The sequence below is a fragment of the Bernardetia sp. MNP-M8 genome, from assembly GCF_037126285.1.
In the GTDB taxonomy this organism is placed as follows: Bacteria; Bacteroidota; Bacteroidia; order Cytophagales; family Bernardetiaceae; genus Bernardetia.
Map to the genome: position 1 here is coordinate 3,142,252 of NZ_CP147012.1, position 21,479 is coordinate 3,163,730.

At 30.5% G+C, this 21,479-nt stretch carries 21 protein-coding genes; 11 read left to right on the forward strand and 10 right to left on the reverse strand.

Features of this window, described 5'->3' with window-relative positions; all coding sequences use genetic code 11:
• Positions 1 to 106 precede the first annotated feature (106 nt).
• The gene (locus V9L04_RS12855) at positions 107 to 2,725 is read right to left on the reverse strand and encodes a SpoIIE family protein phosphatase (RefSeq protein ID WP_338790211.1); all 2,619 of its coding nucleotides are present in this window, start codon (positions 2,723 to 2,725) and stop codon (positions 107 to 109) included.
• Positions 2,726 to 2,975: 250 nt separating this feature from the next.
• Here V9L04_RS12855 and V9L04_RS12860 point away from each other — a divergent pair, with 250 nt between their 5' ends.
• The gene (locus V9L04_RS12860) at positions 2,976 to 5,324 is read left to right on the forward strand and encodes a peptidylprolyl isomerase (protein ID WP_338790212.1); all 2,349 of its coding nucleotides are present in this window, start codon (positions 2,976 to 2,978) and stop codon (positions 5,322 to 5,324) included.
• Between the two features lie 272 nt (positions 5,325 to 5,596).
• Positions 5,597 to 6,688, forward strand: a complete 1,092-nt coding sequence (locus tag V9L04_RS12865) for a transposase (RefSeq protein WP_338790163.1) — start codon at positions 5,597 to 5,599, stop codon at positions 6,686 to 6,688.
• A 30-nt stretch (positions 6,689 to 6,718) separates the two neighbouring features.
• Here the strand turns inward: V9L04_RS12865 and V9L04_RS12870 are convergent, their stop codons facing one another.
• From V9L04_RS12870 to V9L04_RS12880, 3 genes are all read right to left on the reverse strand, one after another.
• Entirely contained in the window at positions 6,719 to 7,024 is a 306-nt protein-coding gene (locus tag V9L04_RS12870) for a hypothetical protein (protein WP_338790213.1), read from the reverse strand.
• Between the two features lie 124 nt (positions 7,025 to 7,148).
• Positions 7,149 to 8,195, reverse strand: a complete 1,047-nt coding sequence (locus V9L04_RS12875; RefSeq protein WP_338790214.1) for a VWA domain-containing protein — start codon at positions 8,193 to 8,195, stop codon at positions 7,149 to 7,151.
• The gene (locus tag V9L04_RS12880; RefSeq protein WP_338790215.1) at positions 8,188 to 9,249 is read right to left on the reverse strand and encodes a hypothetical protein; all 1,062 of its coding nucleotides are present in this window, start codon (positions 9,247 to 9,249) and stop codon (positions 8,188 to 8,190) included. The genes V9L04_RS12875 and V9L04_RS12880 overlap by 8 nt, the downstream gene beginning before the upstream one ends.
• Before the next feature lie 279 nt (positions 9,250 to 9,528).
• Between V9L04_RS12880 and V9L04_RS12885 the strand changes: the two genes are divergently transcribed.
• The 4 genes from V9L04_RS12885 to V9L04_RS12900 all read left to right on the forward strand — a co-directional run bounded on the left by V9L04_RS12885 (position 9,529) and on the right by V9L04_RS12900 (position 12,915).
• Entirely contained in the window at positions 9,529 to 10,128 is a 600-nt protein-coding gene (locus V9L04_RS12885) for a hypothetical protein (RefSeq protein ID WP_338790216.1), read from the forward strand.
• 72 nt (positions 10,129 to 10,200) lie between these two features.
• The gene (locus V9L04_RS12890; RefSeq protein WP_338790217.1) at positions 10,201 to 10,668 is read left to right on the forward strand and encodes a DUF308 domain-containing protein; all 468 of its coding nucleotides are present in this window, start codon (positions 10,201 to 10,203) and stop codon (positions 10,666 to 10,668) included.
• Positions 10,669 to 10,795: 127 nt separating this feature from the next.
• Complete coding sequence (locus V9L04_RS12895; protein ID WP_338790218.1) at positions 10,796 to 11,242, forward strand: hypothetical protein; 447 nt, start codon at positions 10,796 to 10,798, stop codon at positions 11,240 to 11,242.
• 200 nt (positions 11,243 to 11,442) lie between these two features.
• Positions 11,443 to 12,915, forward strand: a complete 1,473-nt coding sequence (locus V9L04_RS12900; protein ID WP_338790219.1) for a UDP-N-acetylmuramoyl-L-alanyl-D-glutamate--2,6-diaminopimelate ligase — start codon at positions 11,443 to 11,445, stop codon at positions 12,913 to 12,915.
• A gap of 60 nt (positions 12,916 to 12,975) precedes the next feature.
• Here V9L04_RS12900 and V9L04_RS12905 read toward each other — a convergent pair whose 3' ends face one another.
• The gene (locus V9L04_RS12905) at positions 12,976 to 14,010 is read right to left on the reverse strand and encodes an ISAs1 family transposase (protein ID WP_338790220.1); all 1,035 of its coding nucleotides are present in this window, start codon (positions 14,008 to 14,010) and stop codon (positions 12,976 to 12,978) included.
• Between the two features lie 271 nt (positions 14,011 to 14,281).
• Here V9L04_RS12905 and V9L04_RS12910 point away from each other — a divergent pair, with 271 nt between their 5' ends.
• Both V9L04_RS12910 and V9L04_RS12915 read left to right on the forward strand, forming a co-directional pair.
• Positions 14,282 to 14,683 carry a DUF3592 domain-containing protein gene (locus tag V9L04_RS12910; RefSeq protein WP_338790221.1) on the forward strand — a complete coding sequence of 134 codons (402 nt, stop codon included), beginning with the start codon at positions 14,282 to 14,284 and terminating at the stop codon, positions 14,681 to 14,683.
• Between the two features lie 66 nt (positions 14,684 to 14,749).
• A complete protein-coding gene (locus tag V9L04_RS12915) occupies positions 14,750 to 15,352 on the forward strand; it encodes a hypothetical protein (protein WP_338790222.1) in 603 nt (200 codons plus the stop codon).
• A gap of 53 nt (positions 15,353 to 15,405) precedes the next feature.
• Here V9L04_RS12915 and hslV read toward each other — a convergent pair whose 3' ends face one another.
• The 5 genes from hslV to V9L04_RS12940 all read right to left on the reverse strand — a co-directional run bounded on the left by hslV (position 15,406) and on the right by V9L04_RS12940 (position 18,926).
• Positions 15,406 to 15,942, reverse strand: a complete 537-nt coding sequence (gene hslV, locus V9L04_RS12920) for an ATP-dependent protease subunit HslV (protein ID WP_338790223.1) — start codon at positions 15,940 to 15,942, stop codon at positions 15,406 to 15,408.
• A gap of 2 nt (positions 15,943 to 15,944) precedes the next feature.
• Entirely contained in the window at positions 15,945 to 17,012 is a 1,068-nt protein-coding gene (locus V9L04_RS12925) for a serine hydrolase domain-containing protein (protein WP_338790224.1), read from the reverse strand.
• An 18-nt stretch (positions 17,013 to 17,030) separates the two neighbouring features.
• Complete coding sequence (gene lptB, locus V9L04_RS12930; protein ID WP_338790225.1) at positions 17,031 to 17,795, reverse strand: LPS export ABC transporter ATP-binding protein; 765 nt, start codon at positions 17,793 to 17,795, stop codon at positions 17,031 to 17,033.
• Positions 17,796 to 17,985: 190 nt separating this feature from the next.
• The gene (locus V9L04_RS12935) at positions 17,986 to 18,297 is read right to left on the reverse strand and encodes a nucleotidyltransferase domain-containing protein (protein ID WP_338790226.1); all 312 of its coding nucleotides are present in this window, start codon (positions 18,295 to 18,297) and stop codon (positions 17,986 to 17,988) included.
• A gap of 50 nt (positions 18,298 to 18,347) precedes the next feature.
• Positions 18,348 to 18,926, reverse strand: a complete 579-nt coding sequence (locus V9L04_RS12940; RefSeq protein WP_338790227.1) for a D-sedoheptulose 7-phosphate isomerase — start codon at positions 18,924 to 18,926, stop codon at positions 18,348 to 18,350.
• 155 nt (positions 18,927 to 19,081) lie between these two features.
• Here V9L04_RS12940 and V9L04_RS12945 point away from each other — a divergent pair, with 155 nt between their 5' ends.
• The 3 genes from V9L04_RS12945 (at position 19,082) to hemW (ending at position 21,449) form a co-directional block, all read left to right on the forward strand.
• Positions 19,082 to 19,810: an ABC transporter ATP-binding protein gene (locus V9L04_RS12945; RefSeq protein ID WP_338790228.1), complete on the forward strand. Its 729-nt coding sequence runs from the start codon at positions 19,082 to 19,084 to the stop codon at positions 19,808 to 19,810.
• Positions 19,811 to 19,931: 121 nt separating this feature from the next.
• On the forward strand, positions 19,932 to 20,165 hold the full coding sequence (locus V9L04_RS12950; protein WP_338790229.1) for a DUF6728 family protein: 234 nt from the start codon (positions 19,932 to 19,934) through the stop codon (positions 20,163 to 20,165).
• A 51-nt stretch (positions 20,166 to 20,216) separates the two neighbouring features.
• A complete protein-coding gene (hemW, locus tag V9L04_RS12955; protein WP_338790230.1) occupies positions 20,217 to 21,449 on the forward strand; it encodes a radical SAM family heme chaperone HemW in 1,233 nt (410 codons plus the stop codon).
• The last annotated feature ends 30 nt before the right edge of the window (positions 21,450 to 21,479 follow it).

Consider the following 21,479-nt stretch of genomic DNA (forward strand, 5'->3'; position numbering starts at 1 on the left):
TATTACTTGAGACATATTTGTTTTACGAAATTCATTTTTTTTAATAAATAGCTGTTTAACTATAGAGTTGAGTTTCCAGAACTACTAGTTAAAATCAGTTTTAGTGTTAAATTTTAATTCCGATTATACAAATATCATCAATTTGCTTTTGATGTCTTCCTATCCAATCTCTCAAGTTATTTTTTAATGCTCTACGTTGTTGAGACATAGAAGAGTTATAGGTATCATAAAGAAGACTTCTAAATTGTTTGGACATAAATTTTCGTCCGTTCTCTCCCCCAAATTGATCTTGATAACCATCAGAATACAAATAAAATGCTTCTACTTCATTTAAATCAATGATATGATTGGTATATGTATTTGATTCTACTTTTTTACTTCTTCCTCCTATAGACACTGGATCTGCTTTGATAACCGTCATATTAGATTTTTCGTCTCCTTCTTTTCGTTCTTTGTGTATATAAACAAGAGGATTTTTTGCTCCAGCAAATTCTAATGTCCCTTTTTCCTTATCAACAACAGCAACAGAGACATCCATTCCATCTCTATTCTTAGTTGTTTTTTGTTTTAATATATCTGTAATCTGTATTTGTAATCCTTCTAAAATAAGACTTGGAGTAGTTATTTTACGATATTCGACAATTTCATTCAAAACCATTGTTCCTAATAAAGACATAAAAGCACCTGGTACGCCATGCCCTGTACAGTCAGCTACTACAACAATTTTACGATTATCTACTTCTGCATACCAATAAAAATCTCCTGAAACGATGTCTTTTGGTACAAAAAAGATGAAAGAATCTTTGAAGATATTCTGTATTTCGTTCGTTCCTCCAAGTAAAGCAGACTGAATACGTTGAGCATAATTAACACTTGATACAAAGTTGTCATGCTGATTTTTTATTTGCTTTGATTTCTGTTCAATATTAATTCTAGCTATTTCAGACTTAGTAACATCTTGTAGTGTTCCACGTTGCCCTATCAAATTTCCCTCTTTATCAAAAGAAGGATACCCTTTTTCTTTTATGTAAAGTACATGGTTGGAAGGAGTATTTATTTTATATATTTCATTAAATTTATTTTTTGATTCTACCACTTCTGCCCATTTATTAGTTACTCTCACCAAGTCTTGAGGGTCTATCCATTTTCTAAAATCAGCTAGAGAACTAGGAGTGTCTTGTTTGTCTATATAAAAAATATTTGCAAAACTATCTGACCAATTTATACTTTTGGATAGTATATCTATATCATAGCTTGCTATTTTAGCGAGTTGTTGTGCTTCTTCCAAATGCTCTTTATTTTTTTCAGCATTCTCAAAAAGGGATTTTACTCTCTGATTTTGCTTTATTTCTTCAGTAATGTCTTGAACTGTACCGACAACTTGATGAGCTTCATCCTTATCATCATAGTTAATCATAATAAAAGCACGATAATGTTTCCACTCTACCATATCAGCAAGATAGGCAGGTCTTGCTCTATATTCTGTAAAAAACTCTTTTGTGTGTGTAGATATAGCTTCAGAAAGTTGATTTTGACTGACCTCAAAATCATCAGGAGCTACATTTTCTTTAAAGACATTAGGAGTAATTACATTTCCTTCTTCTAATCTATATATATAAGGTAAATTATCTGAGTGTTGGATTGTTTTTTCCTTCAAATCCCAAATAAAACTACCCATTTTTGCCATTTTTTCGGCTTGGGAAAGTAAATTTTGTTTTTGTTCTATTTGCTCTTGGGTGGCTAATAAGTTTTCATTTTTCTCTAAAAATTTAGCATTAGCTTCTTCAACATCAAAGAAGGCTTGTTTTACTCTATCTACGGTTGGCTTGAGTACAAAAACAGCTAAACTAGATATAAATAAAATAATCACTACTACTAAGGCAAACTGTATGGTTTTAAAATTTTCGTTTTTATTATCTACTCTTTTTTCATAGTTAGTAATAATAGATTTCATAAGAATGGAAAACTCCTCTTGATTTTTTTCTACTTGCTTTATTGTTTTTGTAGTATTATTTGTAAGGTTTAAAGAATCAAGGTTTTTGATTGGAAACGGAATCAAAAGTTTATTGCCATTCGTAATTACATTTTGATAGCTTCTTTTTAAGGAATCAAATAAATTTTGATTTTTTTGATTTGCTCCTACTAGTTCAAATTGTTGTATGAAATTTTGGTGTCCTTCTTTCAAATTTTTTATTGCAAGACGTAGCGAATTGGTATGTTTTGTTTTTTCATCAGCTTCTGTAATGGGAATTTTAATAGCATTATAGAGTATGTTTTGACTAATTATACGCTGATTATTTCCAATTTTAATTAAATAGAGGGCATTTTGCTCTTTACTTGAAAAGTTTTGTAATAGCAAAAAGGATGTTATCAGCATTGTAGAAATTAGGATAGGAAAAATGCTATTTGCAATTCGCATTCTTCTTATAATAGCTTTGTTATCTTTATTGTATTTATCAATATTGGTATGATGCAACAAACTATTTTCTTTCAATCTATCAATATAAAAACCAATTGTACCAAAGGAACTTGCTAAAATCAAAGGAACAGAATCTATGACAAAATGTATAGGATTATTTATATGAAGACGAACCACCATATTCCAACCTAAAGTCATTCCATTAAAAAATAACCCATCTAAAATCCAAGAAAAAAAAGGAAAAAGAAGTCCAAATAAAAAACCTCCAAGTATATAACCCTTTGTGTTTGAGATGCTATTCTTCAATTCATATAAAAGTTTAACAATGAAATACTTTGGCTACTACTAGATTCACAATAATATTGCTAATTCATAAATATAGCTACTTTTCATGAAATTTCATATTTAGAAAATGAAATTAAGTCATTTGAAATTATTTCTTCGACAAATCAGTCTGATTAAGATGTATTCAAATATAATTTTTGTGATTCAATTTAAACAATGCAAAAAGATTTGTACTTTTGCACCGTTAAATTTTTACACAAAATTAAAGAAAATGAATAAGTTTTTTTCTATACTTTCTGTTTTGGCAACGTTATTTTTTATTGCGTGTTCGCCAAAAACAGTTTCTAATAAGGTAAATTACCCACAATCGCCAACGCTTCTAAAAATAGATGACCAAATTGTTTCGGCTGATGAATTTGAATATCTCTATCAAAAAAATAATTCTACAGAGGAAGACAGCCTTTGGAATAGAGAAAAAATTCAAGAATACTTAGATTTATATATCAATTTTAAACTCAAAGTAGAAGAAGCTAAAGAGCTGGGAATGGATACTTCTCAGGCTTTCAAAAAAGAATTTGAAATTTATAAAAATCAGCTTGCTGAGCCGTATCTTACACCTAAAAATGTAAGTGAAAAATTGGTAAAAGAAGCCTATTCTCGTCTGACTGAATCAGTGCGTGCTTCTCATATTCTGATAATGGTAGAGCAATATGCAAATCCAGAAGATACTTTGGCAGCCTACAAAAAGATTCAAGATGTTAGAAAAAAAGCTATAGCAGGAGAAAATTTTGCAGAATTGGCTAAAACGTATTCTGATGATCCATCAGGTAAAATAAATGGAGGAGATTTGTATTATTTTTCTTCTCTACAAATGGTTTATCCTTTCGAAACAGCAGCATATAATACTGAAGAAGGTAAAGTTTCAGAGATTGTTCGTACTCGTTTTGGGTATCATATCTTAAAAGTTACTAACAAACAACCTTCTTTAGGAAAAGTACAGTTAGCACATATTATGATTCGCTCATCTGATGGAATGATTGCAGAAGATACATTGAAGGCATATCGAAAAATTCAAGAAATTTATACGCAATTAGAAAAAGAAACTGATGAAGCCAAACAAAAAGAATTATTCGAAAATTTAGCAAAGCAGTTTTCAGAAGATTATCGTTCAAGAGAACGTGGTGGACAGCTTACCAATAATGGAAATCCAGAGTTTACTTCAGGAACGCTTGTACCTCCTTTCGAAGAAAAAATTTCTACTCTCAAAAAAGGAGAAATTACAGCACCTTTCAAAACTGCTTTCGGATGGCATATTGCTAGATTGATAGAAAAAGATGCTATCGAACCTTTTGAAGAGTTGCAGCCTATTCTGCAACAAAAAATAGCCAAAGATTCTCGTGCTGAAATTCAACAAGCTGTTTTGATTGATAAATTAAAAACTGAAAATGGTTTTTCTCAAAACAAAAAAGCAGACGATTTTTTAACACAAATGGCTGCCGATTCAGCTATTCAAAAAGCAAATATGTGGACGGTAAAACGTTTTGAAAGTCAGAATCCGAAATTAATGAAGGATAAAAATTTATTTATGGTTGGAACAAAAAACTATACTTTAGATGATTTTGCATCTTATTTGGAAGAAGGGAATAAATTGCCTGCTCCTGAAAAAGCATTGCCATTTTTGAGAGAGGAATTTCAAAGTTTTGTAGCTCAAAAGATTATTGATAATGAAAAAGCATTGTTATCAAATAAATATCCTGACTATCGTTTCTTATTACAAGAATATTATGATGGTATTTTGCTTTTCAAAATAATGGAACAAAAAGTTTGGGCAAAAGCTCTAGCTGACCAAGAAGGTTTAATGGGTTTTTACGATGAAAATAAAGAAAATTACCGTTGGCAAGACAGAGCAAAAGTTACTATCTATAATGCAGCTGATAAAAAAACACTTTCAATGTTGAAAGATAGTTTGAAGTTAGGTTACTATGAAACAGATAATTTCAAGCCTTTACAACTTGAGTTTTCTAGAAAAAATACGAATTTATCAGAAAGTCAAATAAAAAAATTAGGTCCTTTTGCACTTGCAGCCAAAACAAATCCTTCTTATGTTCTTACTATTGAAGCAGCAAAAGCAATAGGAGAAACTGATGCGATTATGCAAAGCCGTATTGATGCCATAAAATCATACTTCAAAAGAGAAAGCGTGGATAATGTTCGTTTTGTAGCTCAAAAAATAGGTAATGCAAATGCTGCAAAAGCAACTATCCAACTCAAAATTTTCACAACAGATTATAAGGTTTTGGAAAAACGCTTTAATAAAGAAAATGCACTTCGTTTAGAAATTACAGAAGGACTTTTTGAAAAACAAGCACAACCAGTTCTTGCAAAAGTAGATTTCAAAAAAGGAGATTATACTGTTGAAGAAAATGGAAGAATGTACTATGTAATTGTTGAAGAAATTGAGCCAGCTAGAGTGAAAAAATTAGACGAAACTCGTGGTGTTGTTATTTCTGATTATCAACAATTCTTAGAAAAAGAATGGATTGAAGAACTACGTAAAAAATACGAATTCAGTACAGATGAAAAAGTAATGCAAGCTATTTTGGAGAAGAATAAAAAGTAAAATTATTTTAACCAGCTCAAAAAAACACCTTATTTTATTCATTTTTTTGGATAGAAGGAGGTGTTTTTTTGTAAATCTTTTCTAGTACAAGAATATCAAATACACGGCTACAATAAATCACTTATTAAAAACGAGCGATAACCTGCTGTTTTGTGAGCCATATAAGGAGTAATCTGCTTTACAGTACTGGACATGAGTTAAATTTTTGACAAAGAAAGGACAGAAAGAGTTAATTTAGAAGTGTGAAAACCAAAAAGCTCTATTCCGTCCTGTTGAACAAATATACAAAGGAATTTTCAGATATTCCTATTCATCATGTTCATACTACTTTGTTGCTTATTAGCTGTATTCTGATAAAAGAAACAGTTAATTTAAACAAGTTAAAAAACCAAGTAGGTATTTTTTTAAATTCTCCTACTGTTCAAATTAATTCTCATTATAAGCGTCTTACTCGCTATTTTTTGGATGTTTATGTCCAAAAAACACTTTGGAAGTTGATTTTAGTTTTTAGTATAGGTTCTTTTTTAAATAGGAAGAAGGTAAAAAAAGAAATTTTCTATCTAGCTATGGATGGTAGTGTTTGGCAGTTAGGCGAATATACGTATCACGTTTTGGTATTAAGTGTTATTTATAGAAAAATGGCTATTCCTATTTTTTGGATAAATTTAGAACGAAAAGGCAGTTCTACTTTGGCTCATCGTAAAAGTTTATTAGCATCAGCTTTACTGTTATATCCTTTTTTGAAAAGATTTACAATTTTAGCTGATAGAGAATACAAAGGTAGAGTTTGGTTTAGGTATTTAGAAGAACAAGGATATACTTATATTATTCGGCTTTGTAAAGGAGATTATCAATTAGAGGTTAAAAAGTACCACAGTTTGCTTAAAAAAGCTAAATTAGGCAAATTAGTAAGTCAAGAATTTGAAACTGACTTTGCAAAAAAACTAAAAATAGTTATTTCTTATAATGGGCAAGCAGCAAAAGAAAGTGAAAAATTTGTCATTTTATTAACCAACAAATATCGTTTAACAAAAGAAAAGATTAGTGCTATCTATTATTTAAGATGGAAAATAGAGTGTTTATTTAAACATTTGAAAACAAATGGATTTCATTTAGAGGAGGTAGGAATGGTAAATCCAAGAAAAATTCGTGTTTTAATGGCATTAGTAATTGCATCTTTTTTACTCTGTATCTTAGAAGGAGTAAAAACAAAACAGAGAGTAAAAAAAGACAATGAATCTTTTTATGAATCTGTATTTAGAATGGGGTACGGAAAAGTAGTATTTTACGCTACTTCCATAGACCAAATAATAAAAAAAATAGTTCAATTATCGAAAAACTACAAAATTCAAAATACAACCTAAATTAAACCATGTCCAGTACTGTAAATCTGCTTACTGTATTTTTTTTGTCTCTGAAGCAATAAACGTAATTCCAGCAGCTAGAAATGTATAGGTTAATATATTTAGAATGAGAGCTACATAAAAAAGTGAACCATTTAATAGATTATCATTTTCTGTAAACTCTTCAACGAGGAAAAAAGGATACTTGAAGGACAAAAATATTCTTTGAGAAAGCTCACCTAGCCAAGTTATTTCTAGTGTTCCCTCATCATGAGCAAAGGCTAAAACAAAATTTGCAATACACAAAACAAACAAAACAAGAAAATATAGCAGAAAAAACTTTGTGAATTTGTTCATTTATAATAGTTTTACTATCTGTTTATTATCTCACTACAAATCTAAATGTATTTAGGCAGCTTACTTGTATTGTAGAAAGTACAAAGCAAGATATTTTATTCTTGACAGAGTAATTTCCCATTTCTTAATCCTCCAAAGCACTAACCAAAAACGTATTTTTCAAAGCAAGCCAAATAATCAAGAATACAAATGCCCACGTTAAATAGATTTCATAAAAATCTCTCGTCAATGTAAATTTGTTTTCTTTGATTTCAGAACGTTCTAATTTATCAATCGTAGAAAAAATCTCTCCCAAAGAAGCATTATTGGTAGCTCGGAAAAATTTCCCCTCACTTATTTGTGCAATCTGACGCATAACAGTTTCATCAAGCGTATTATCAATATATTGAACCTGTCCAAAACGGTTTCTGTAAGGTACTTTTCCTTCTTTACCTACACCAATAGTGTAAATTTTTATATCATATTTTTTTGCTAGTTTGGCTGCCGTAATTGGGTCAATTGTTCCTGCGTTGCTTTCGCCATCTGTCAAGAGTATCATTACTTTTGATTTGGTTTCGCTCTCACGCATTCTGTTTGTTCCTACTCCAATAGCACTTCCGATGGCTGTTCCTCCTTTTTGTATCATTCTGAAATCTATTTCATTCAAATACCCATAAAGAAGTTCGTAATCTGTGGTAAGTGGAGCAAGACTAAAAGCATCGCCAGCAAAAACTACAATTCCGATTCGGTCTTGCAAACGTCCTTTTATGAAGTTATTAGCTACCATTTTGGCTGCTTCTAAACGATTTGGCTTGAAATCTTCAATTTGCATAGATTCCGAAATATCCATTACAATCATAATATCAATACCTTCTGTATAACGTTCAGGAGGCTGTTCAGATGTTTTTTGAGGGCGAGCAAGTGCAATCAAAACAAAGATTAAAAATAGACTGAAAAATACTTTTGGAACGTGTCTCAAAATTGTCCAAAAATCTGATTTCAAACTTTTATCTGGAAAGGCAACTTCTAATTTTTGACGAAAACGCACAAAAATAAGCCATTTCAGTAAAAATAAAAATGGAACTCCAATAAGTGCATACAACCAAAATGGACTTTGCCAATCAAAACTACGAAGCGTTTCAAGACTAAACCATTTAAAATCTAACCATTCAAAACTTGATTTATCAAACATTTTCTTCTTGATTTAATTTTCTATTTCTTTTTTCAACTTGTTTCTCAACAGATGAATTTTGTTTTTTTGCTTTTTTATTTAAGTCATCTTCGGAAGTTACTCTCAGCTCTGCCAAACGTTTTTCAAAGATATTAATGGCATAATTCTTTAGATTTTGAAGTGCCAATTCTGTATTATTATCTATTTGTCCTCCATAAATGGCTCTATCAATTACTTTAAGATTTTGTCCTAAAGATTCATTTTTGGTAAGGCGAGAAATTTCACTTGATGTATAAGTAGTAAAAGGCTCATTTTTGAGCTTTTCGATATAGGCTTTCCACATTCCTAATGTATGGTCGGTTGCTTCTGGATTTTCTATTCGTTTTAATTGGTTAGCATATTCTTGTATAAATTTTTCATGTTGGCTCTGCAAACGTTTCAAACGATAGCCTCTTCGAATGCTTTCGCCAAAAAACACAAAGAACAAAATAACTCCTGCTAATAAAACAACTACAATTAATCCATACAAAGGATAGTTTGTAAATCGTGGAATTTCCAAAAAAGTAGTATTTTGATAAAAAGTAATACTATCTTTTTGTAGCATATTTTGTAAAGCTGACTTTGATAAAACAAACTCAGTTTGTTTGGTAGAAACTTCTGTAAAATACTTGAGTGTGTCACCTGTCTTTTGGTCAAGAACAAAAACGGGTAGTTTAAGTGTTTGGGTAGTATCTAATTCAAAAGTTCGTAGCCAATAAATAGCACTATCAGTCGCTATACCTTTTGAGTCTGTTTGAGTAGGAAAGGCATCTGTTTTTACCCATTCAAAAGGCTCAAAATTATAGGTAGAATCGGCAAAGATAACTTCTTTGTCATAATTATGAACAAAGACGACTTTGAAAGGAATGTGCTTGCCAACCTTCAAACTGTCTTTTGAAAAAGAGCCTGTTATAGTTGGTAAATTATCTTTTTCATTATTATTTTGTGCAGAACTAAAAAAAGCACCAAAAATAAAATTTCCAAATAGAAAAGATAAAATTAGTAAAGGAAAAAAGTATTTTTTATTGATTTTCATATTTTATCATTACTTTTCACGGTATCGAAACCACGAGGGTCTTCAAAACCCTTAGGGTTTAAAATTCAAGATTTTTTTATTACAAACTTAACTTATAGAGTTCCTTTTTGCAATAGAACAGCTAAACTAATAACTTTTTTTGTGCAAATGCTTTGGGAAAGTTAGTCATTTTTTTTTATTCTTCTTCAACAGCTTATGCTTTATTCTCAAAAAGACTTTATCAAGATGCAACGCTAAGAATGTTTTTTGTATCTAAACCAAAAAATAACTTAACTAGCTATGGCAGACAATTACTTTGATTTTGATTTGAAAAATAGAATCATTTTTCTTTTTTTCCTTTGTTGCATTGGAATTTCTCAAAATACAAATGCTTTATCTTCTTTTGCTGATTCAGAATGTGTTGCTGAAAAAAGAGAGACAAAAGTATCCAAAACAGAATCTAACAGAAAAAATAAAGATGACTATCAAAAAAAATCTACTAAAAAAACTATTTTTAAATCTAAAAATACAAAATCAAATACCAAAGTAAAAAAAATATCGTTTCGAAAAAAACTTTCTATCTTAAAGCTAGTTCTAAAAAACAAACCCTCCAATAAAAAATATTATAGATTTAAAGAAAGTAACAAATCTATAAAGAGGTCTACAAAATGGAATGGTCAGCATACAGCTGGTCTCTTAAGTTGGGCAAGTGTTCTTGTAGCTGTAATGGCTTTTTTTACAGGATATTTTTTGCTTGGGATTTTTGCTTCTTGCAGTGCAATTCTTTTTTTGTTTTTAATTTTTGTAGAAAAAGGTAATAAAGGAACAGTAGATAATGTACTTTGGCTTTTTTCGCAGATTATTAATATAATAGTTATTATAGGAACTATTTTTGACTAAGTTTCTCACGTAATTTTGGATTTTTTTTATTGTGCATATATTTTTTTCAATTTAACCCTCAATTTTTATTTTATGAAAACTACCTTTTTAACACTTGTTCTTTTAGTATTTGGATTTTCTTCTTTTGCTTTCATGCCTTCTTTCCCTGCTGAAAGCACTTCTACTTCAGAAAAAAATGTAGCTGTTGCTTCTGAGAAACCAAAAAGTGAATCAGAAAACAAAACAGAAACTAAAGAAGCTAAAACAGTTACAGCTAAAGAACTTACTCAGAAAATGGAAGCTAATTATGAAACCAACAAAAAACAAATGAGCTTTAAAGAGCGTTTGGCTAGTAAATTACTTATCAAAAAACTTCAAAAAGCAGTAAAAAAAGATGCTAAAAGCCCAAATAAATCAAAAGGTTCAACAGAGTTGTTTCATATTTTAGGTATTTTATTGATTGTTTTGGGGGTTATTAGCCTTATTTTCCTAAATTTATATGGAGGCGTTGTTACTATTGTTATTGGTATATTCATTTATTTATTACCAGAACTGATTTAGTAATGACTGTTCAAGATTTTTAATATAAAATAAAGCAATGTATTTTTAATTGCATTGCTTTTATTTTAATTAAAATGTGCTCATTTTTTTAATAATTATATTTTTTCACCTTTTATTATTTACAAATATGAAATTTTTTTCAATCATATTGATTTCGCTTTTTATCAATTTTTCTTCTTTTGCTTTTATGCCTGCTGAAAGCAAATCTAATTCATTAATTTCTGAAAGAAGTAATTCTGAATCGGAAGCTAAAACAAAAGAAACTAAAACGCAGACAGCAAAAATAAACTCAACAGAACTTATTGAGAAACTGGAAGCTAATAAGTCAAAAATGAGTTTTAAAGAACGTTTAGCTACTAAACTCATTACTAAAAAACTCAAAAAAATAGAAAAGAAAGAGTCTAAAAACATCAAGTCTACTAAAGATACTAGCCCATTAGGAGCTATTTTCAGAATAGTAGGTGTTGTTTTGATTATTTTGGGTGTAGTAGGATTATTTACTGTTACTGTTACAGCAGGTGTTGGTGCAATCTTATTAGGACTTCTTTTATTTATACTACCAGCATTGATATAAAACTTTGTTTTTTGATTTTTTTCTAAAAAACAGTGCATTTTTAATTAAATTGCACTGTTTTTTTGTCGATTTTTATCAGTTTTTGTCAAACTATTTCATTTTTTTATTAGAAGCATTCAAAACAAAGTAGCCCAAAATAGATTTGTAAAAATAGGCATCATTAACTATAAAAAAGACCTTTCCCATAAAAATAATCAGTCATGAAAATAATTGAATTACTCAAAAATCTAAAGACACAATCCATACAAGGAGATTTAGAAGGTGCAATAAATCAAATTCAATTTGACTCTCGCAAGATACAGAAAGATGATATGTATGTCGCTCTAAAAGGAACAGTGGCAGATGGACATCAATTTATAAAACAAGCCATTCAAGATGGTGCAAAGGCGATTGTCTGTGAAAAATTGCCTGTTTATTTAGAAAGTCATGTTACCTATCTTGAAGTAGAAAATACAGCAAAAGCATTAGGAATAATAGCAGGTAATTTTTATGGAAATCCTTCTAAAAAACTCAAATTAATAGGTGTAACTGGCACAAATGGAAAAACGACAGTCGTAACAATTCTTTATAAATTATTTAAAAAATTAGGGTATAATGTAGGACTAATTTCTACAATTCATAACAAAATAAAAAGTCGAATTTATCCGTCTACACATACTACACCTAATCCAGTAGAACTCAATCGACTGCTTGCTGAAATGGTGAAAAAACGCTGTACACACGTTTTTATGGAAGTAAGTTCGCATGCTGTTGTACAAAAACGAATTGAAGGACTTCACTTTAAAGGAGCTGTTTTTACCAATATTTCGCACGACCATTTGGATTATCATGGAACGTTTGCAGAATATATTAGAGCTAAAAAAGGTTTTTTTGATATGCTTCCTCATACTTCCTTTGCACTTGTCAATCAAGATGACAAAAGAGGATTGGTTATGCTGCAAAATTGCAAAGCCAAGCATGTTACTTATTCAATGAAATCTATGTCTGATTATAAAGTCAGAATTATGGATAGTTCATTTGAAGGAATGCAATTACAGATAGAAGAAAGACATAATGGCAAAATTAATGGAAAAGAAACTTGGACTAAACTGATTGGACATTTTAATGCCTATAATTTATTAGCTGTTTATGGCGTAGCTATGCTTTTGGAAGAAGATGAAGATGAAGTTTTGACAGAATTATCTAATATAAAAGGGGTAAATGGTCGTTTTCAGCGTTATACATCGTCTTTAGGAGTTCATGCGATTGTAGATTATGCTCACACACCTGATGCACTTGAAAATGTTTTGAAGACAATAAGTGAAATCAAAAAAACACATCAACATTTAATAACTGTTGTGGGTTGTGGGGGAAATAGAGACAAAACTAAACGTCCAGAAATGGCAAAAATAGCGACTAATTATAGTGACTGGTCTATTTTTACATCAGATAATCCACGAACAGAAGAGCCAGAAACAATTATAAAAGATATGTTAGAAGGCGTAAAAGAAGTAGAGCCTTCAAAATATCAAATTGTTACATTGCGAAAAGAAGCTATTGAAAGAGCATGTAGCATGGCAGGTAAAGATGATATTATTTTGGTAGCAGGAAAAGGGCACGAAACCTATCAAGAAATAAATGGAGAACGTTTTGAATTTGATGATAGAGTTGTTTTGAAAGAATCTTTGGAGTGATTTTGTTTTACCTAAAAAATTAAATTATGGAGCATCATAAATTTGCCATACAGGGCATGTTCATAAAAATCTTTTATGTTCAAAGAGGTGATATACATTTCGTTCTTTGTAGGCTAATTCTTCTCTGAGTACTGTGAGATTTTCTACTTTTTGCACTTCCAATAGGTTTGTAGCTAGTATTATACAAACAGCTATAAACCTACTTTGGTTTTCATTTCTAGTTATCAAATTGTCTTCTCCCATTTGTTTATCTCTTGTATTATGATGTACTTCTATTGTCCAATGCTCTCTTATAGCCATAAATAATTCTAGGAAATTAATTTGGTTGAGAGGTAAATTGGTTACCCAGTAACTTTTTTCTTTACTTTTTTTCTGTGTTTTTGTAATTTTTCTTTCTCTTTCTACTACTATCAGGGTTTTGACTTTCGTTTCTTTCCAACGTTTGGGTAATGATTCTGTATTCATTTCATATCCAAAACCGATTCGTATTTCTTCTCTTCCATGCGCTTTTTGGTAGGCTTCTTTTTTATAAGAAGTAGTTAAATTATCGTCAATATGTTTACAATCTTCTAAAAGAAGTTTTTGATTTGCCTTTACTTGCATCAAATAAATACCTCCTTTTTTTGCTATTAAAGCAGGTAATTCACTACTCAAATGAAGAGCATCTAACGTATATTTACCTAATAAGTAATCGTAGGAGTTAAAATAATGAGATACAACAGTCTTTTCCGAGTCTTTACTTCCATTGTACCACCCTACAATACTACTTTGTTTAGTTGAATGAGAAGTACGAGAAACTACATTTTGACCTCGTTTTTCTCCTGCTACATCATCAATACTACCACGAAGTTCTTTTCCATCTATGGCGTACCATTCTAAAGCATCTTTATAAATATATTGATGAAAGAAGGTTTCATTAATTGCATTAAAACCTTGATAATCAACTTTTTTTAGAATACGTTGAAGTTGAGTATAAGAAATACACGAAGAAACTTCTATATCTAAATCTTGAGCTACTTCTTTATAAGAACGGCACATAGAACGATGAATATAGGCGACTGTCAGTTTTTTATCAGAGCGTAAAATACAAAGCATAAACAGAACAATGACAAATGCTAAAGAATGCTGTTTTCCACGGTTATCTCGGTGGTCTAAAAGACAAGTTTGTACTTCTTGATAATACTTTGTAAATTCGTTTTTTGGGGAGTATGCATAGTTTTATATTTTGTAGGTTAGAATTACAAAAATAGAAAATTTAGCAAACGCCCCTTTTTTTTGGACATTATTTTTTATGAACATGCCCTGATTTGCCATAGTCTTTACATGTTTTGTCATTATATTTACAGGAGTACTAGGTTCTATTGCTTTGTACGTTGGTATTCAACAATATAATAAAACAAATTTTCTTGTTGAAAATGGCATAACTACTACTGCTGTGGTTATAGATGTAGGCAAAAAATATGTTCAAAGTCCAAAACGTGGTCATGGTAAGTATGTTGCCTATGCACCCATTCTACAATATTCTGATTTAGAAAATAACAAAATAACATTTACGCACAACGTACCTGCAAATTCTACATCTATTATTCATGAAGTTGGAGACTCTATACAAATAATTTATCAGAAAAATAAACCATACAGAGAACGAGAAAATTCTTTTCAAGGACTATATCTGATTCCAACAGTTGGCTGTTGTATGGGACTTTTAGCTTTAAGTATTGCTCTATGGGGCGTTATTTCAATCTTTAGAAATATAAAAATGAGATAGAAATGAAATTATTTTAAAGTAATTTTGTTCTACTTAAAAAAACTACTCAAAATTAACTCTGCTTTTATGTATAATTTTCTTAAAAATATAGCTTTCTATTCAGCCTTACTTTTTTTTATACAATCTTGTTCCTCTGCTCAAAAAACAGGTTCGCCCATGAACGAAAGTATGGAAAGTACAGAAACTGCCACTAATCAAGATAAAAAAGAACGTGCAGAAGAAGATATTGCAGCAGGAGCTACATCAGAAGAAGCAGAAGACCCAACCATGGTTGTAGAATCAAAACCTTTGAATCAACTTTCTATTCCAGAACAAAAGTTTATTATTGAAAGAATAATAAAAGTGAAGGATAATAAAAGCGAAAGTGATATTTCTAGTGAACTTACAAGTGAAAATGAGCAATTAAGCGTTTCAAATAAACATGCAAAAGTATTATTATTTGCCAAAAAACTAGAAAAAGGCACTTATCCGATTGCAAAAAATAATCTTCCTTATGCAAATGTACATGTAATGCTCACACAAGGTACAGAAAAGATTGAAGGAGATTTAGAAAATGGAACTGTAAATTTATTGCTTTTAGATTCAGCAGGAATAACAAAAGGAAGGTTTGAAGGAACGCTCATCAAAAATAATGAGCGTTATTATATTGGAGGAAACTTTTCTAATTAATACAAAACCCTAAGGGACTATGAAGACCCTTAGGGTTGAAAATTTATAATTGGTTACAAAACTTCAATCATAAAGTTATGATTTGTATAGATACAAATATCAGCAGCGATTGTTAAGGCTTCTTTTACCATTTCTTCGGCTGTCAAATGTGGGGCATGGCGTTTGAGAGCAAGAGCAGCCGATTTTGCGTACATACTTCCCGAACCAATTGATTCTACATCTTCATCTGGCTCAAGCACATCACCCGAACCCGAAATATTCAAGATTCCGTCTTTATTAACCACAATCATCATGGCTTCTAACTTGCGAAGATAACGATCTGTACGCCAGTCTTTTGCTAGTTCTATGGCAGAGCGTTTTACATTTCCACCATATCCATTTAATTTTTCTTCGAATCGCTCTAAAAGTGTAAAGGCATCAGCTGTTGAGCCTGCAAAACCTGTTATTACTTTTCCGTCTGCAATCTTACGAATTTTTTTGACAGTAGATTTGGCTACTGTGTTTCCCATTGTTGCTTGTCCGTCTGCTCCAATAGCAATTTGTCCGTTGTGAGAAACGGCAAGAACAGTTGTTGATTTTATTTTTTGCATTTTTAATTTGATTGAGTATTATTATTTTTAGTATTATTTTTACCATTTTTTACTATTTCTAGTAATGTAGTATGATGGTAAAAAGTCTTTTTAAAATCTTGTAATTGATAAGCTGTATTTTCTAAAACAATAAGACTTGTCTTTGTTTGAGGAAAATAAAAATTAGAAGAAACAAATCCTGCTGCAAAACCTAAAGCTCCAATCTGAATAGTTTGTTCATTTTTTTTGAAAGTAAGACCATACCCATAGTCTATTTCATCAAAAATAGGGTGTTTTCTCGTCTCATATCTTTGAACCATTAATTTGAAAGTATCTTTTTTTAGAATTTTTCCACTATGAAGAAGCTTATTCCATTTTACTAAATCATAAGCTGTAGAAATAAATCCACCTGCTGCTACATAATTTTTGAATGTATTAGTTTCATAAATAATATCTCCATTTTCTTGTTCTGTATAACCTTTGGTCATTTTCTTTTGCTTTTTTAAGCTAGGATAAACTGTATTTTTTAAACCAATTCTTTGAAAAAAATCATTAGAAATGGTTTCAAAAGATTGCTTTTTGATACTTTCTAAGATATTTGAAAGTAATTCAAATCCTAATTGAGAATAATCAAATCTACTTCCTAGAGGAAAAGCTAAAGGTTGATTTAATTCTTTAATTCCGTGTGTATGCGTCAAAAGATGATGAATAGTTACAGAATCTGCCCAACTTTGCTCTAAATTTGGTAGGTAAGTACGAATAGTTTGTTCAAGTTTTAAAGTCCCCTTTTCATATTCTTCCAAAATCATAACAGCCGTAATTTGTTTGCTTATCGAACCAATTACAAACTGATTTTTAAGGGTTAGAGGAATTTTTTTATCTCTATCAGAAAAGCCTTTTGTTTTAGAATAAATTTCTTTTCCTTCCCTAACTATCAAAACAACTCCATTAAAAGGCTTGACAGAATCAGATTCTATAACCGAATCAATAGCTAAAAGATAATCATCATTCGTTTGCACTACTTTTTGATTTTTACAATTAGAAAAAATAAGGACAACAAAAATCAAGAGTGAAAAATAAGGTAGTTGCATTGTTAAAATTTGTTTGTGTTAAAATTCATCATTAAAATCAGTATCAAAGTCAAATATTTTGCGTTTGTATTCATACTGACGACCAAAATAAACGTCTTTTACTCTATTATTTTGTGATACTTCTTCAGGAGTTCCATTGATAAGTGGGTTTCCTTCAAACATAATATAAACTTTATCACAAATAGATAAAGTTTCGTTGGCGTTGTGGTCTGTGATAAGCACACCAATATTTCTTTGTTTGAGCTTGGCAACGAGCATTTGTATATTTTCCACAGCAATTGGGTCTACACCAGCAAAAGGCTCATCTAATAAAATAAAATTTGGATTAGTTGCTACTGCCCTAGCAATTTCAGTACGACGACGCTCCCCACCAGAAAGTAATTTTCCTTGTGTTTTTTGGAAACGCTTCAAACGAAATTCCTCAATAAGTTCTTCCATTCTTTCTTTTTGTTCTTGTTTGGTCAAATCTCGCATTTGTAAAGGAGCCATGATATTTTCCTCTACAGTAAGTTCTCTAAAAACAGAGGCTTCTTGCGCCAAATATCCAATGCCAAGTTGTGAACGGCGAAACATAGGAAGTTTTGTAATATCTCTATCATCAAGATAAATTTTACCACTATTAGGCTTTACCAATCCTACAATCATATAAAAAGAAGTTGTTTTTCCAGCACCATTTGGTCCTAAAACACCTACAATTTCGCCTTGATTTACTTCTATCGAAACGCCATTAACGACAGTTCTGCCTCCGTAGCGTTTGATTAAATTTTCTGCTCTTAAAACCATTTTTTTACAGTTATCAGTTATCAGTTACCAGTAATCAGTGAAATTCAATTTTATTTCCTTGAGTAACTTTGTACTTCTGTGTTTATAAAATATTTTTTTAGAATGAATTATGAAATTTGAGTATTGTCATTTGTATTTCCCAATCTCTAATTTCCATTCCCTAATTCCTATTATTCAAACTTACGAATTACTAATCGTTTTGATGTAATTCTGTTTTTAACAAAACCTTATTTTGTGAATAAATAAGTATTTTATCTCTATTTATAGAATCTTTTAAGAATTTTGAAATAGCATTGTTGCTAATTAAATCAACATCAATATTCAATTCTTTTTCTAAATCTAATTGTAATTGAATCAAATCAAATAAAGAAAAATCAATACAATGTTCTATTAAAAAATCTATATCACTACTTGGATTTTGCTTATTACGAGCATAAGAACCAAATAAATATACTTTTTTAAGTTTGTGTTTTTTCCAAATTGAATGTAAATTTTGCAGCATATGTATTAAACCGTCAACGAACTTAAAAGCGTCGTTGAGGTAATTTATCTCTATTCAAATAAAGCTAATTCTACCCATTCACACAAAATATGTCCTACCAAAATATGACTTTCTTGTATGCGTGGTGTATCGTCAGAAGGAACATTCAAAATTATATCACAAATTTCTTTTAATTTTCCTCCTTTATTTCCTGTCATTCCTATCGTAATCATTCCAATTTCTTTGGCTGCTTCGACGGCTTTTACAATATTTGGAGAATTTCCAGAAGTAGAAATCGCCACCAAAACATCGCCTTCTCGTCCCATTGCCTGTACCATTCTTTCAAAAACAATATCATAACCATAATCATTTCCTACGGCTGTCAGGTACGACGAATTGACATGCAAGGCTTCGGCAAAAAGAGGTTTTCTATCCTTATAAAAACGACCAGAAAGTTCGGCAGAAATATGTTGAGCATCAGCAGCACTTCCACCATTTCCACAAAAAAGAACTTTTCCACCTTTTTCAAAAGTCGTTTTCCAAGCCTGTGCAGCTTTTGAAATGCTTTCTAATAAAGGTTCATCTGTCAAAATTCGCTCTTTTGTAGCGATGCTTTCCTGTATGCGTGTGTTTATGAAATTTTTGTTCATTTATTTCTTTTTATTGTTTTATCACAAATTTACCAAATAAAAATCTCAAAACTGTAATACTAGTTTTAAAGTTGCTACTAATAAAGGAAAAATGTAGCATACGCTTTAGCGTGTGAAAATGTACTGTACACTTTAGTGTGCGAAAAAGCTAGTCTATGAACGAAGTAATCCGTACCGAAAAAATATCAAGGCGTTATAAAATGGGAGATGAAATTATTCACGCTCTCAAATCAGTTTCTATTTCTATTAATTTTGGTGAATATGTCGCTTTTATGGGGCCTTCGGGTTCTGGAAAATCTACATTAATGAATATTGTGGGATGTCTGGATACGCCTACAAGTGGTTCGTATGTTTTGAATAAGCGAGATGTAAGCCGACTTTCAGAAGATGAATTGGCAGAAATTAGAAATAAAGAAATTGGTTTTGTCTTTCAAACTTTCAACCTTTTGCCTCGTGCTTCTTCGTTGGATAATGTAGCTTTGCCGTTGATTTATGCAGGATACAACAAAAAAGATAGAGATGCAATGGCAAAAAAAGCATTGGAAGATGTCGGTTTGGGCGACCGTTATCATCACAAACCAAACGAACTTTCGGGTGGACAAAGACAGCGTGTGGCTATTGCAAGAGCTTTAATAAACAATCCAAGTATTATTTTAGCCGATGAACCCACTGGAAACTTAGATACAAAAACTTCGTATGAAATTATGAATTTGTTTGCCGAATTGCATAAAAAAGGAAATACAATTATTATGGTTACCCACGAAGAAGATATTGCAAATTATGCACATCGTGTCGTTTTTATGCGTGATGGAAATATTGAGCGAGATGAAATAAATGAAAATCCAACACAAGTAAATTTGATTGATTTAGCTAAGAAGGAGTAGAAATTTTGTATTTTTGCAGGAAGATTTTAATCAAAACAAAAATCTTTCTCAAAAGATTATAAAAAATATACTATCAACTATAAGTTGTCCGTAATTTTTAATTCGTAATTCCTCCCAAGCTATGCAAACCACAAAAACAAATATAAACGATACAAATTCTGAAAAAATAGTTCGTGCAAAAAAGAATACATTAAAAGATTATTTTGCATTAATGCCTGTTTTAACGTATTTTTTTACAAAGAAAAATTCGGCAAACTTCAATATTCGTGCAATGCACACTATTAATAAAATTTCAATTACTGTTTTTTTATTAGGACTTATTTTTATCATTGTTAAAAAATTATTCTTGTCTTAATTTTAACTATTGACAAGGTCAAGACCATTGTCAAAGTCAAAATTGAAAAAAATGATATACATTCATATTCCATTCTGCAAACAAGCCTGTCATTATTGCGATTTTCATTTTAGTACAAATCTCAAGCAAAAACAGGCTTTTTTATATGCCTTAGATAAAGAAATCGAATTGAAAAAAGATTTTTTTAAAGAAGCCGTTTTTCCTTCGTCGTTGTCAGTGCTTCCACCGACAAAAAAAACACTAAAAACTATTTATTTTGGTGGTGGAACGCCTTCTATTTTAGAAATTTCAGAATTAAAAGCAATTTTAGAAAAAGTAAAATCTATTTTTGAAGTTGATAAAGAGGCAGAAATTACACTGGAAGCAAATCCTGATGACCTTACTTCTTTAGAATTTTTGAAATCATTAAAGGAAATTGGCTTTAACCGTTTGAGTATTGGTATTCAATCTTTTGAAGAATCTTTTTTGAAGTTTATGAATAGGGCGCACAATGCCGAAGAGGCTAAAAATTGTGTAAAATTATCTCAAAAAGCAGGTTTTGACAATATTAGTGTAGATTTGATTTATGGTATTCAATTACCAAAAAAAGAAATTGGATTCAATGCATTTGAAAATAATTTTGAAAAACAAAGTAATTATTTAAAATCAAATCCTCATTATTTTTGGAAGAACGATTTAGAGTTTGCGCTTTCTTTGAATGTTCCTCATATTTCTGCTTACTGCTTGACTATCGAACCCAAAACGCCTTTTGGAAATAGTCTGAAAAAAGGAAAACTAAAACCGATTGATGAAGAATTTGCAGCACAACAATTTGAAATTCTGACCGAAACATTGAAAGAAAATGGTTATGTTCATTACGAAATTTCCAATTTTGCAAAACCCAATCAGTTTTCAAAACATAATACAGCCTATTGGAAAGATGAACCTTATTTGGGTTTGGGAGCTTCGGCACATTCTTACGATGGAAAAAATCGTTTTATGAATGCTGCTAATAATAGAAAATACACTGAAAGTTTGAATAAAAATAGCTTACCTCAAATCATTGACGAGCTTTCAGAAAACGACCGAATAAATGAATATTTCTTGACTTCTCTGCGAACAATTTGGGGAATTGATTTGAATCATTTAATCAAAAAATATAAATATAATCTTCTGCAAAATCAATCAAAAATTGTTTCAAAATTAGTTGAAAATCAAATGGTTGAATTAAAGAATGATACTGTTACTCTTACAGAGAAAGGAAAATTATTTGCTGATGGAATTGCTTCTGATTTGTTTGTGTAAAAACTTAAATTGTGTATCACAGATTTCCTA